Source organism: Rhodococcus rhodochrous (genome assembly GCF_900187265.1).
In the GTDB taxonomy this organism is placed as follows: Bacteria; Actinomycetota; Actinomycetes; order Mycobacteriales; family Mycobacteriaceae; genus Rhodococcus; species Rhodococcus rhodochrous.
The window spans coordinates 2855306-2868511 of sequence record NZ_LT906450.1 but is presented as its reverse complement, the minus strand read 5'-3'; the positions used below and the strand labels follow the sequence as shown (position 1 = coordinate 2868511).

Here is a 13206-nt window from a genome sequence, read left to right as displayed (position 1 = left end):
GTGGGCGGGTGAATGCGGTGGACGACGATTTCCTGGCCCTGCCGTTGCACGCCGCCGCCGACGCGGGCCTGACGGTGGCGCGGGCGGCGGGCGCGAGTCACGCCGATGTGCGGATACATCGGATGCGGACCTGGACGAGCACCCTGCGCGACGGTGCCCTGCAGGCCGCGGTGGACGACAGCGACTGCGGGGTGGCGGTGAGGGTGCTGCTCGACGGTACCTGGGGGTTCGCGTCGCATCCGGTGCCCGGCCCGGACGGCGCCGCCGACGCCGCGGCCCGTGCCGTCGCGGTCGCCCGCACTCTGCGCGCGTTGAACCGTGATCCGGTGCAGTGGGCCGACGAGCCGGTCCACCGGGACGCGGTGTGGGTCTCGCCGTACGAGATCGATCCGTTCACCGTCCCCGCGGCCGAGCGCATCGCGGTGCTCGAGGACCGTTCGCGGCGACTGCAGGACGCCGCCGGCGTCGACCACGTCGCCGCGAATCTGACCCTGGTCAAGGAGCAGACCTTCTACGCCGATCTCGCCGGGTCGACGATCACCCAGCAGCGGGTGCGGATCCACTCCGATCTCGAGGCGACCCGCGTCGACCGTGAGGCCGGCACCTTCGAGTCGATGCGCACCCTGGCCCCACCGACCGGCCGCGGCTGGGAACAGGTGGCCTCGGATCGGTGGTGGGACTGGAGCAGCGAGCTCGCCGCGCTGCCCGAGCAGCTCGCCGAGAAGGCGCAGGCCCCGTCGGTGACCCCGGGCCGCACCGATCTGGTGATCGATCCGACGAATCTGTGGCTGACGATCCACGAATCGGTCGGGCACGCCACCGAATACGACCGCGCCATCGGCTACGAGGCCGCCTACGCCGGCACCTCCTTCGCCACCCCCGACCTGCTGGGCAGCCTGCGCTACGGCAGCGACGTCATGCACGTCACCGCCGACCGCACCGAACCGCACGGCATGGCCACTGTCGGCTACGACGACGACGGGGTCGCCGCCCAGTCCTGGGATCTGGTGAAGGACGGGGTGCTCGTCGGCTACCAACTCGACCGGGCGTTCGCCCCCAGGCTCGGGGTGGCCCGCTCGAACGGCTGCGCCTACGCCGATTCCGCGCATCACGTGCCGATCCAGCGGATGGCGAACGTGTCGCTGCAACCCGATCCGGTCGTCGATCGCAGCACCGCCGATCTGATCGCCGGGGTCGACGACGGGCTGTACATCGTCGGCGACCGCAGCTGGTCGATCGACATGCAGCGGCACAACTTCCAGTTCACCGGGCAGCGGTTCTACCGGATCCGCGGCGGCCGACTCGCCGGGCAGGTCCGCGATGTGGCCTATCAGGCGTCGACCACCGAGTTCTGGGGTGCGCTCGAAACCCTCGGTGGAGCGTCGACCTGGCAGCTCGGCGGCGCGATGAACTGCGGCAAGGCGCAACCCGGGCAGGTCGCGTCCGTCTCGCACGGGTGCCCGTCGGTGCTGGTGCGCGGCGTGAACGTGCTCAACACGGTGCAGGAGGGTGGCCGATGATCCCCGGAGACCGACTCGTCGAAACCGCGCTGGCGGCCTCCCCCGCCGACGAGACCATCGTGATCGTCACCGACAACGCCGAGGCGTCGCTGCGGTGGGCCGGCAACTCGATGACCACCAACGGTTCCGCCCGTGCCCGCGGCGCCACGATCCTCGCGATCCGCCGCACCCCCGACGGGGCGCACTGCGGGGTGGTCAGCGCCGCGATCGTCGACGCCGACGACATCGGCGGGGTGGTCGGCGCGGCGTGGGAGGCCGCGCAGCAGGCCCCGGCGGCCCCGGACACGATGCCGCTGATCGACGGCGACGCCACCGACCCGCAGTGGGGCGAAGAGGCTGTCGGCACCGACATCGAGGTCTTCGCCCCGCTCCTCGACGGGCTCGCCGCCGGCTTCGACAACACCGACGCCCTCTACGGGTTCGCGCACCACCGGTCGACGACGATGTGGCTGGGCACCTCCACCGGGGTGCGGCGCCGCTGGGTGCAGCGCGACGGCTCGCTCGAGATCAACGGCAAACGCGGCGGCCTGACCGGGGCGAGCGCCTGGGTCGGCGCCGGCACCGTCGACCTCACCGACCTCGCGATGGATCCGCTGCGCGCCGAGCTGGCGCGGCGGCTGGACTGGGCCGGCACCCGCGTCGACCTGCCCGCCGGGCGGTACGAGACACTGCTGCCGCCGTCGGTGGTCGCCGATCTGATGATCCCGCTGTTGTGGTCCCTCGACGGGCGCGGCGCCGAGGAGGGCCGGTCGGTGTGGGCGGGGCCCGGCGGTACTCGCCTCGGCGAGCAGATCGCGGCGCTGCCGGTGACGTTGGCGTCCGATCCGGCCGCCCCGGGGCTCGGTTATGCGCCGTTCGTGGTCGCCACCGCCTCCACCGACAGCGTCTCGGTGTTCGACACCGGCATGAGCGCCTCGCGGGTCGATTGGCTGCGCGACGGCGCACTGCACGCGTTGGCGTATCCGCGGGCCGCGGCCGCCGAATTCGGCGCCACCCCCACGGCGCCGGGTGAGAACCTGCTGCTCACCGGCGGCGGCACCGCCGATGTGGACGACATGGTCGCCCGCACCGAACGCGGTCTGCTGCTGACCACCGTGTGGTACCTGCGGGAGGTCGACCCGGCGGTGCTGTTGCTGACCGGCCTGACCCGCGACGGGGTGTATCTCGTCGAGGACGGGCAGGTGCGGGCGGCGGTGAACAACTTCCGGTTCAACGAGTCCCCGGTGGATCTGCTCGGCCGCGCCACCGAGATCGGCGCCACCGAACGCACCCTGCCGCGGGAGTGGAAGGACTGGTTCACCCGCACCGCGATGCCGCCGGTGCGCATCCCCGACTTCCACATGTCCTCGGTCAGCGCCGCGCACTGACCTCCGGTCCGGTCGGCGAGCACCGACCGGACCGGCAGTGGCTCAGAGCAGGTCGGCGAGTTCCTTGCCGATCTCCTCGGGGGTGACCGTCGGCTCGAAGCGGCGCACCACCGCGCCCTGCGGGTCGACGAGGAACTTGGTGAAGTTCCATTTCACCTCGTCGGTGCCGAGCGCCTCCGGGCGGGTCTTGCTCACGTGCTCGAACAGGAAACCGTGCTGCGGCCCGAAATCGCCGGGAGCCTCGGCGCGCAGGTACCGGTAGAGCGGGTGTGCGTCGTCGCCGTTTACGTCGAGCTTCGCGAACACCGGGAAGGTGACGTCGAAGTTCACCCGGCAGAACTCCTGGATCTCACTGTCGCTGCCCGGTTCCTGACCACCGAACTGGTTGCACGGGAACGCGAGGATCTGCAGGCCGCGCTCACCCAGTTCGCGGTGCAGCGCTTCGAGCGCCTCGTACTGCGGGGTCAGGCCGCACTTGCTGGCGACATTGACGATCAGCAGGTACCGGCCGGCGAAGCGGGCGAGATCCTCGCTGCCGCCGTCGGCGGTGGCCACGGTGTACTCGTGCACGGACATGCGCTCTCCTGAACTGGGTCGATCGGCTCGGCCCCGCAGGTGAGGCCGAGATCACCACGGACCCTACGGGATCGGACGAACCGGGACGATCCGGACGTGCTCGCGGTGTGGGGTCAGTCCAGGTCGCGGACGTGCCGGGCGGGGCTGCCCAGATGCAGCGTGTGCGGGGCGCAGTCCTTCGTCACCAGCGAGTTCGCGCCGATCACCGCGCCGGCGCCGATGGTCACGCCCGGCATGATCACCGCACCGGAGCCGATCCACGCGCCGTCGCCGATGGTCACCGGCTCCCCCGTCAGCGTCGACGCGCGCTGTTCGGCGGTGCCCATGCGGTGGCTGCTGGTGAGCACCCGCACGTGGTCGCCGAGGAACACCCGCTGCCCGAGGGTGATGTCGGCGACCGTGTCGAAATAGCAGCCGTGGTTGACGAACGAGCCCGCGCCGAGGGTGAGCCGGCCGAGGCCCTGCACCACCACGCCGGTGTGGATCAGGCTCGGCGGTGCGGCGTCGACACCGGCGCGGCGCAACCACTTCCAGCGACTCGCACCGGAGATCAGCGGGTTGCTCGCGAGCGCCACCGCGATCGCCTGGGACCGGTAGGTGTGGGAGCGCGCCACGACGTCTACCGGCCTACCGTGTCGTCGGCGGGATCGAGCACGCACGCCAACCCGACGGTGCCGGTGCGGCCACGGCGCACCACGCTCGCGCCCACGATGATCCGGCCGAGCAGCCCGTACTTGCGGGCGATCACCGACCGGGCGTGCGCCGAGCCGTCGGCGTCGAGCACCTCCCCCGTGCCGGGCACCGCCGCCGACTTCGGGTTGCCGCGCGCGTCGCAGATCGCCAGGGACACCCGCGGATCGCGGCGCAGCCGTCGCACCTTGTAGGCATCGGCGACCGTCCACACCAGCAGCCGGTTCCCGTCGGGCGCCGCCCACACCGGGGTGCCCACCGCGCTGCCGTCCTTGCGGTAGGTGGTCAGCAGCACGAACTTGGCGGCGGCGAGGTCCGCGAAGGTGGGGGTCGTCGACTCGGGCATGGCCACCACCCTACAAACCGCACGGTCCGACGGCAGCGCTCGTCCCGCCCGCGCCGCGTTCTACGCTGGCGGTCATGGCCGATACCGCTGTCGACGTGCACCTGCCCGCCGGGCACCTGACCTCCGCGCAGGTGCAGGCGCTCGCCGAACTCGCCCACACCCACGGCGGCGGCGAACTGCACCTGACCGCCCACGCCCAGCTGCGGGTGCGCGGCGACCACGCCGCGATCAGCGCGGCCGTCACCGCCGCCGGGCTCACCGTCGACGTGCCCACCCGCGCACGGCTTCTCGTCTCCCCGCTCAGCGGCCGCATCGGCGGACACCACGACCTGCGCGAGCTCACCGCCGCGGTGCTCGCGCGCCTGGACGACCGGCCGGTGGCGGCCGGCACCGTCCTCGGGCTCGACGACGGCACCGGCGACATCGTCGCCCTCGCCCCCACCGTCGCGGCCCTCGCCCGTCCCGACGGCCGCTTCGCGGTGATCCGCGACGGCGCCGACACCGGGGTGCGCGTCGACCCGCCCGACGCCGCCGAGGCGCTGCTCACCCCACCGGCCGACCCGACCTCGGATCCGGAACCGGTGCCGGAGCGGCCGCGGCCGCCGATCGGCTGGCTCGACCAGCCCGACGGGGCCGTCACCCTCGCCGGTGGTCTGCCCGACGGGATCCTTCCCGCACGACTGGCGGAATTCCTGGCCGCCGTCGAACGTCCGGTGATCGTCACCCCGTGGCGGTCGGTGCTGCTGTGCGATCTCGACGAGTGGACCGCCGAGCAGGTGGTGCGGGTGCTCGCCCCGATGGGGTTGATCTTCGACGCCGACTCCCCGCATCTGCGCTGAGCCGCCGCTGACCTGCACGAACGGGCGGACTTCGCGAACCGGACCGTCGCCGCCGATCCGGCCCGCCGACGGTTCGGCCGCGCCTATCGTGGACGGATGAGCGGTCCGACAGCGGAATCCGACAGCTATGACGTGATCGTCCTCGGCGCGGGCCCGGCCGGGGAGAACGCCGCCCAGTACGCCATCGCCGGCAGCGACCGCACCGCGGTGCTCGTCGAACACGAACTCGTCGGCGGCGAATGTTCCTACTGGGCATGCATGCCCAGCAAAGCCCTGCTGCGTCCCACCCAGGTGCTCGCCACTGCCCGCAACATGCCCGGCGTCGCCGACAAGATCAGCGCCCACGGCGTCGAGGTGCCGGCCGTGCTCGCCCGCCGCGACAGCTTCACCCACAACCGCGACGACAGTTCCCAGGTGGACTGGGCCGAGGGCGCGGGTATCGACGTCGTCCGCGGCCACGGCCGCCTCGCCGGCGAACGCACCGTCACCGTCACCGGCAGCGACGGGGAGCGTCGCCTGCAGGCCCGGCACGCCGTGGTCCTGGCCACCGGCACCGTCCCGTCGATCCCGGACCTGCCCGGGCTGCGCGACGCGCTGCCGTGGACCTCCCGCGATGCGACGAACCTGCTCGAGGTCCCCCGCCGCGTGCTCGTCGTCGGCGGCGGTGTCGTCGCCTGCGAAACCGCCACCTGGCTGCGGCAACTCGGCGTCGAGGAGCTCACCCTCGCGGTGCGCGGCGACCGGTTGCTGCCGCGCGTGGAGCCGTTCGCCGCCGAACGCGTCGCCACCCGCATGGCCCACAAGGGCCTGAATGTGCGCTACGGCACCGAGATCCGCTCGGTGCAGCGCCCCGACGTCAAGGACACCGGCGTCGGCCGCATCCACGGCGGTCCCGCCACCGTGGAGTTGTCCGACGGCAGCACTGTCGAGGTCGACGAGATCGTCGTCGCCGCCGGCCGCTGCCCCGCCGTGGACGGGCTCGGTCTCGACACTGTCGGCCTGACCGACGGGAAGGTGACCGTCGCCGACGATCTCACCGTCGACGGGGTCGACGGCCAGTGGCTGTATGCGGTCGGGGACATCGCCGGTCGCGCCGCACTGACCCACATGGGCAAATACCAGGCGCGGGTGTGCGGGGACGTCATCGCCGCCCGCGCCGAGAACCGCCCCACCGACGGGTCACGATTCCGGACGAGCGCCGACCACGGCCAGGTCCCGCAGGTGATCTTCACCGTCCCGGAGATCGCCGCGGTCGGCCGCACCGCCGAGCAGGCCCGCGCCGACGGACTCGACGTCGAGGTCCTCGAGGCCGACATCGACGTCGCCGGGGCCTCGCTGGCCCGCGACGACTACGCCGGGCACGCCGCGCTCGTCGTCGACCGGGCCACCGACACCCTCGTCGGCGCGACCTTCGTCGGCCAGGAGGTCGCCGAACTCGTCCACGCCGCGACCGTCGCCCTGGTCGGGAAGGTGCCGTTGGACACGCTGTGGCATGCGGTGCCGTCCTACCCCACCATCAGCGAGATCTGGTTGCGGCTGCTCGAATCCCGCCGCAGCTGACCGCCTCTCGAACGTGCAGTTGTCGTCGCGACACGCCGGGTGGCGACGACGAGAACTGCACGCCGACAGTCAGCGCGGCAGACGCCGCCACACCGCCCGCGGCAGCAGTCGCATCCCGAAGAACACCGACGACATGCTGCGCCGCACCCTGCGCTATCCCAACGGCGCCGACGGCGCGCAGGTCCCCGCGGTCTACGGCCCGCGGTGCCGCCCACCTACTCACCCAGCTGGGCACCCTCGACATGTTCGCCGACACCGCCGCCACCCACATGGCCCGCGACGCGACGTTCGTCTACCGCACCGACGCCACCGACCGCGCCGAAACCCTCTTCGACCGGGTCGTCGCGCAGATCCGCGACAAGAACGACGACATCTCCGTCGTCAGCGCCGCCGGCCCGCCCGGCATCCCCGGCGCTCGCTGCTTCGAGGTCATCACCCCGTACTCCGAAGGGGCGAGCTGCCGACCGGACTCGACACAATTCTCCATTGCGACGAACGCAGGCACGTCCGCGACTCCACATGCCGATCTGGGAGGCATCGACGACACCGACCTGGACCCGGCCGGGCAGAAGGAGCCATGAACCACGCCGGTGGGGAGGCCGGGGCCACCGTGTTGGTGATCGCCGGCCGCAGCATCGATATCGACACCGCGGTCGCCAAGGCTCATTCCTATCCGACAGTGACCGTGACCCGCTACGACCTGCCCGGACCCGGATCCGGATCCGGATCCGGCGAGATGATCACCGCCGACGACATCGCCCGCACCCACCAGGTGCGCTCCCGCATCAGCCACGCCCAACGTGGTTCTGTCAACCCGATCCGGCCCCACCCGGGCGGCTCGAGTTGGACCCACCGACCTTGCTCGATGGCGGGTGTGACGGCTTGAAATGGCCCCATCCAACCCGAGTGAGATGGAGCGGGGACTGTCAGGTAATCGGTGGATCCGGTTCTGACACATGGGATTAATTGGTGTTCGGGGTGATGCGTCCTTCGAAGGTGATCGCGAAAGCGTTCAAAGCTCCTTTCCACCGTGATGTCCATCGTGCGCGTAGCTTGCCGGTCGGGTCCAGCGCACGAGTGGCCAGATACAGACACTTGAGCGCGGCCTGCTCGTTGGGGAAATGCCCCCGGGCCCGGATCGCCCGCCGGTACCGGGCGTTGAGCGACTCGATCGCGTTCGTCGAACAGATCACCCGACGGATCTCGATGTCGTAGTCGAGGAAGGGCACGAACTCCGACCAGCTGTTTTCCCACATCCGGACGATCGCCGAATAGCGCGGACCCCACTTGCCGGCGAACGCACCATGCGCGGCCTGGTTCCGCGGCACACATGTGCCGCGAACGGCTCGGCGTTGCGGAGCAGGCGAATGACGGCGGACCGGCCACCGGCGTCGAAGGCGGCGACGACCTGCGCCCACCGCAGCCACGCACACGGCGGGCAACTCGCATGACTGCGGGTGAACGGCAGCGCCCGGATACTCCCCCGCCCCTCCTGATCGGTCTTCGATTTCCGGAGGCCGATGTGCAGGCCGTCGAGCCGGTGCAGCGAGACATCGCTGCACATGAGCGCGACGAGTTCGCTGCGGCGGAACGCGCCGGCGAACCCCACCAAGAAGATGGCGGAGTCGCGGCGTTCGAGGACCTCATCCGCCCAACTCGTACAGTCTGCCCGCGCCTTGTCGACGATGGTGACGACGTCGGCGGTCAGCAGTGGCGCCCGCGGGGTGCGGGGCCGCTCCCCCGCCGCTGCATAGTCCCGCCGGATCCCGGACAGGTCGCGGCGACCAACTCGTTGCTGCCGGGAGCCGTATGCCCGGCGCGGCGGTGGTGGAAGCCGATGCCCGCCACCCAGCGGGCCAACGTGGCGGGCGAGTAGGCCCGCTCCCCCGCCTCCGTCACCGTCGCGGCGGCGCCCAAGAGATAGGCGGCAACAGTGAGCGGATGCGCCGGCAATGGGCTGTGCCCTTCGCGCTGGCACCAGGCGGTGAACCGGGCCTAGTTGGCGGCATAGTTGCGGCGCGTCGACTCGGAGCGCGACCGCGCCGCCGTCCCGGCCACCTGCGTGAGGGTCTCGGCCGGCAGAGCCGGCACGGACGGCGCAGACGGGTCCGAAGCGGGCGATACAGAGGCGTCGGAGGGGTCCGGGCGGCGCATCAGCAGGTCGTCGGGCACGGAACGAGAGCCTACCGGTCCGCACCGATGCTTTCGGGTAGGAAAACGCGCTCAGCTGGGGTTTCGACGGTGATGGTGCGCTAATGTCAATTAGCAGCATCGATCCCCTGTAAACCACGACTGACATAACACCAGGTCGAGAATTCGCCCGATTTATTCGGTTTGTGTAGGTTCTCGGATTCGGTGTCAGTTTCTCAATTTCATGTCAGTCGCCTGTCAGCGGCGTGTCGGTTTCTCAAATTCGTGTCAGTAGCGGGACCCTGAAAAAGTGCCCCGGACCAGCGAGGTTGAGGTCAGGTACGTGCAGGAATCAGGTGATCCTGTCGCGACGACCCTCGCTGCGGCAGATCCCTATCGGATGATCCTGGGCCTGCCGGTACGGAAAGTCCGCAGTCACCCCCATCAGCGCCACTATTCCGGGATGTTCTGGTCGGCCACCAACCGTGGCCACGTCCTCTACGAGAGCCGACTCGAACTGGACCGGTTGTGGCTGGCGGACTACGCACCGGAAGTGGTGCGGATCGCCGCACAGCCGATGTGGCTGTGCGGCCCGGACGGGAAGACCATGCGTCGGCATGCGCCCGATCTGCTGCTCCAACGCACAGACGGCGGATTCACGGTCGTCGACGTCAAACCCGCCGAGTTCGCCCGTCGCGACGCAGTTGCGCAGGTGTTCGCCTGGACCGAACGACTGTGTTCGAGTCGGGGCTGGTCGTATGAAGTGTGGACCGGTGCAAACCCAGTAGTGCTGGCGAACCTCCGAATCCTCGGGGGCGCTCGTCGTAGCGAGTGGATCGACCCCGCGGTGATGAGGGCACTCGACAGCGTCGCAGTGCCCGGGATGACCCTCGACGACCTCGCCGCATCGGTGAACAGGCCCGGCTCGCGAATCGCGGTGCTGGCGAAGCTGTGGTCCGGTCTGTGGTCGGTGGACCTGACGGTGCCGCTGTCCGGACAGTCGCAGGTGTCCGGTGTAAGGAGCACGCCGTGACCAACATCGTCGAACTACGTGCAGGAATCAAGGTCTGGCTCGACGGCTGCTCATGGGAAGTCGTGGCGCTGCAGGGACACGATGTCACCCTCCGGTCCGGAGAGCGGATGCAGCGTGTCGCGGTCACCGAGATCGCGGCACGGGGAACAGCGATCTCACCGCCGGACGACACCGCCTCCGCTGACCCTGCTGCCGTAGTGCTCTCCTCGCTGACCGCAACCCAGATTCAGGAACTGGAAACACGAGCCGAACACGTCCGCGGCATCCTGACCGAGGTTGCGACCTCCGGCGCCGAACTCGAATCGGTGTTGGCCACCAGAGCGGCGGAACTTCACGTCTCTGTGCGCACCCTGTACCGCTGGATCGCCGGATACCGCGCGGCAGGAGTTGCCGGACTCACGGACAGTCGGATCCGTAGCCGCTACGCCACCAGTGTCGATCACCGGTGGGACGCAGCATGTGTGCGGGTGCTCGATAGGTACGTCACCGTCTCGACCCCGACGATCGGCGCGGTCATCGATGCCGTTGCCAAGGACCTGGAAGCAGAATTCGGGCCGGGCATGGTGCCGTTGCCCTCCCTGAGCACGGCATACCGGCGGGTGAAGACATTGTCGAAGGGGCGGCACGCGTTCGGTAGCGCGAAAGGCCGGCGGTCGGTGGCGGACCGGCCCCGCGGTGTCCTCGGCCGACTGCGCGCGACCCGTCCGGGGGAGTACGTGGTGCTCGATACCACCGCGCTGGATATGTTCGCGATGGAACCGGTCACCATGCGCTGGGTTGGGGTGGAGTTGACCGTGGCGATGGACCTGTTCACCCGCTGCATCCTCGGACTGCGCCTGACACCGCTATCGACGCGGTCCCAGGACGTGGCGAATGTGCTGTACCAGTGCATCACTCCCGCCCGCGACACCGACCCGACTGCGGATCAACTCTGGCCGTATCACGGGGTGCCGCGAAACCTGCTCGTCGGCACCGAGTCCCCGGACGGGATCTCCCAGCGACGCGTCGGGGATCTACCGGCATGTCTGCCCGAGGCGATCGTCGTCGATCACGGCAAGCAGTACCTGTCCTCTCATGTGATCGGAGTCTGCGCCCGACTGGGTATCACCGTTCAGCCGGCGATCCCGCACAAGCCCACCGACAAACCCACCGTCGAACGCTTCTTCCGCACCCTGCGCGAATCACTGCTACAGCACCTGCCCGCCTACAAGGGCCCGGACGTGTACTCACGGGGCAAAGACGTCGAAGACGCCGCGTTCTACTACGCCAGCGAACTCGAGCAGATCATCCGGGAATGGGTGGGCCGGGTCTATCACCACACCCGACATGACGGGCTGTGCGTGCCGGAACTGCCGCGGGTGGGGTTTTCGCCGAGCGAGATGTTCGAGATCGGGGTCGCCAAATCGGGTGGTCTGCTGTTGCCGGCGAATCCGGATCTGGCGTATGAGTTCCTCGATGTGCGTTGGCGTACGATCCAGCACTACGGCGTCGAGGTCGACGGACTGCGTTACGACGGATCCGGGCTCACCTTGTATCGCACCACCCGTTCGCCGTATGGCGGTGTGCACGCCGGCAAGTGGCCGATCTTCGTCGACAATCACGACATCCGGCACGCCTGGTTCCAGGACCCGGACAGCCACCGTTGGCATCAGTTGGTGTGGGAGCACGGCGCTTGCCTGAACCAGCCGTTCAGCAGGGACGCCGCCGACTACGCCAAACGCATCGCCGTGCGCGAGCATCGCCACTTCGATCCCGCCGCCGCGGTACGGGATCTGCTGCTCGCGTGGAGCCGAGACGACGTCGCGACACGCCGCGACCGCGCCCTGGCCCGCCGACTCAGTGCCCACCGCCCGCATCCGGAAACCGAAGGACAGCAGTCCGGTATCGACGACGAACGCGACACTGCGTCCGTGCCGGGCGTCGCCGAGCTGCTCGACGAACTCGCCACCAGTCGAACTCAACGGTTGGAGGTGGTCGACGACGTCGACGTATTCGACCGGTACTACGCGGAGCATCCCGACGAAGACGTGTTCGAGGTGTTCGACGAATGAACCCCTGGGCCACCTGGCTGGCAACGTATGGCACTGTCCGCTACCAGCTCTCCCGCAAACAGGGCTGGCACGCCTTCGTCACCGCCCCACCGCGTGAACCGTTCGAGGTCCTCTCCCGCACCGCGATGTCCCGACTGTCGCAGGAGGAGCTCGAGGACTACAACGAAGCCCGGATGGTGTGGAACGCGAACCTGCCGACGATCAAGACCAGCCAACTCGCCGCCGCCTACGGGATCTGCGATCAGGTGATGGCCTCGGCGTATCGGGACGGCGACAAGCTGCGCGGCTCGGTGGTCATCGACGCCGAACCCGGCCTCGGCAAGACCACCATCGCCACCCGCTATGCCCGCGACGTCCACCGGCGAGTTCTGCGCCGCGACGGACCCCTCACCGTGGAGGGGCATCAACGGTGGCCGGTGGCGTTCATCCCGCTCAGCGCCGGGGTCACCCTCAAAGGCCTCAATCAGCAGATCCTGCGGTTCTACGGCCATCCGGCCGTGGACCGTGCCTCCACCTCGAAACTCGGGGCCTTGGCGGTGGACTGTGTCACCTCCTGCGGTACCCGGTTGATCGTGCTCGACGATCTGCACTTCGTCGACTTCCGGCACCGCAACGGCCTGGAGGTATCGAACCATCTCAAGGGTTTGGCCAACGACATGGCCGCTACCTTCATTTACGTCGGGGTGAATCTGACCGCCAAACGCTTCTTCGACGAAGGCCTGCTCGGCGAGCACACCGTCTACGCCCAGACCAGCCGCCGCGCCACCCGCTGCCCGGTTGCCCCGTTCAGCATCGACACCGACACCGGGATGCGCGGCTGGCTCGCGCTGCTGCGCACCGCCGAAGAACACCTCACCCTCGCCGGCAGCCATGACGGGATGCTGTGCGAGCATGCTCGGCTGCTGCACCGCCGCACCCAGGGGCGGATCGCGTCGTTGACGAATCTGCTCGACCGGATCTCGTATCTCGCGATCGTCACCGGCGTCGAAGCCGTCACTGCTGAGTTGATTACGACCGCGACCGTCGACAATGCCAGCGAATCCGCCGCCCGCACCGGCTGATACCGGCTGGTCCCGCCCTGGCCGGCTCAGTGG

12 protein-coding genes and 2 pseudogenes are annotated in these 13206 nt (G+C 69.7%); 9 read left to right on the top strand and 5 right to left on the bottom strand.

Annotated elements, in window-relative coordinates:
* Positions 1-8 precede the first annotated feature (8 nt).
* Positions 9-1520, top strand: a complete 1512-nt coding sequence (locus tag CKW34_RS13245; protein WP_059384178.1) for a TldD/PmbA family protein — start codon at positions 9-11, stop codon at positions 1518-1520.
* Complete coding sequence (locus CKW34_RS13240) at positions 1517-2887, top strand: metallopeptidase TldD-related protein (protein ID WP_059384179.1); 1371 nt, start codon at positions 1517-1519, stop codon at positions 2885-2887. Before CKW34_RS13245 ends, CKW34_RS13240 begins: the two co-directional genes overlap by 4 nt.
* 42 nt (positions 2888-2929) lie before the next feature.
* On the opposite strand, the gene CKW34_RS13235 is transcribed toward CKW34_RS13240, so the two are convergent.
* The 3 genes from CKW34_RS13235 to CKW34_RS13225 form a co-directional block, all read right to left on the bottom strand.
* A complete protein-coding gene (locus tag CKW34_RS13235) occupies positions 2930-3463 on the bottom strand; it encodes a glutathione peroxidase (protein ID WP_059384180.1) in 534 nt (177 codons plus the stop codon).
* 113 nt (positions 3464-3576) lie between these two features.
* Positions 3577-4077, bottom strand: a complete 501-nt coding sequence (locus tag CKW34_RS24800; RefSeq protein ID WP_059384181.1) for an acyltransferase — start codon at positions 4075-4077, stop codon at positions 3577-3579.
* 5 nt (positions 4078-4082) lie between these two features.
* Positions 4083-4499, bottom strand: a complete 417-nt coding sequence (locus CKW34_RS13225; protein WP_059384201.1) for a PPOX class F420-dependent oxidoreductase — start codon at positions 4497-4499, stop codon at positions 4083-4085.
* A 74-nt stretch (positions 4500-4573) separates the two neighbouring features.
* Between CKW34_RS13225 and CKW34_RS13220 the strand changes: the two genes are divergently transcribed.
* The 4 genes from CKW34_RS13220 to CKW34_RS13205 all read left to right on the top strand — a co-directional run bounded on the left by CKW34_RS13220 (position 4574) and on the right by CKW34_RS13205 (position 7784).
* Positions 4574-5338 (top strand): precorrin-3B synthase, encoded by a 765-nt coding sequence (locus CKW34_RS13220; RefSeq protein ID WP_059384182.1) that lies wholly within the window; start codon positions 4574-4576, stop codon positions 5336-5338.
* Positions 5339-5434: 96 nt separating this feature from the next.
* Positions 5435-6898, top strand: a complete 1464-nt coding sequence (locus tag CKW34_RS13215; protein ID WP_059384183.1) for a dihydrolipoyl dehydrogenase family protein — start codon at positions 5435-5437, stop codon at positions 6896-6898.
* 242 nt (positions 6899-7140) lie between these two features.
* A complete protein-coding gene (locus CKW34_RS13210) occupies positions 7141-7479 on the top strand; it encodes a hypothetical protein (RefSeq protein ID WP_059384184.1) in 339 nt (112 codons plus the stop codon).
* Positions 7476-7784, top strand: a complete 309-nt coding sequence (locus CKW34_RS13205) for a hypothetical protein (protein WP_059384185.1) — start codon at positions 7476-7478, stop codon at positions 7782-7784. The genes CKW34_RS13210 and CKW34_RS13205 overlap by 4 nt, the downstream gene beginning before the upstream one ends.
* A 76-nt stretch (positions 7785-7860) precedes the next feature.
* Here CKW34_RS13205 and CKW34_RS13200 read toward each other — a convergent pair.
* Positions 7861-8211: pseudogene (locus tag CKW34_RS13200) on the bottom strand (transposase); the annotation flags it as partial.
* Positions 8139-9052 (bottom strand): annotated as a pseudogene (locus CKW34_RS24670) (integrase); the annotation flags it as partial. The pseudogenes CKW34_RS24670 and CKW34_RS13200, both read right to left, overlap by 73 nt.
* Positions 9053-9371: 319 nt before the next feature.
* Here CKW34_RS24670 and CKW34_RS13190 point away from each other — a divergent pair.
* The 3 genes from CKW34_RS13190 to CKW34_RS13180 are packed head-to-tail and all read left to right on the top strand — an operon-like array spanning position 9372 to position 13173.
* Complete coding sequence (locus CKW34_RS13190) at positions 9372-10061, top strand: TnsA-like heteromeric transposase endonuclease subunit (RefSeq protein WP_226435562.1); 690 nt, start codon at positions 9372-9374, stop codon at positions 10059-10061.
* On the top strand, positions 10058-12112 hold the full coding sequence (locus CKW34_RS13185; RefSeq protein WP_174479674.1) for a helix-turn-helix domain-containing protein: 2055 nt from the start codon (positions 10058-10060) through the stop codon (positions 12110-12112). The genes CKW34_RS13190 and CKW34_RS13185 overlap by 4 nt, the downstream gene beginning before the upstream one ends.
* On the top strand, positions 12109-13173 hold the full coding sequence (locus tag CKW34_RS13180) for an ATP-binding protein (RefSeq protein WP_059384188.1): 1065 nt from the start codon (positions 12109-12111) through the stop codon (positions 13171-13173). The genes CKW34_RS13185 and CKW34_RS13180 overlap by 4 nt, the downstream gene beginning before the upstream one ends.
* Positions 13174-13206 lie beyond the last annotated feature (33 nt).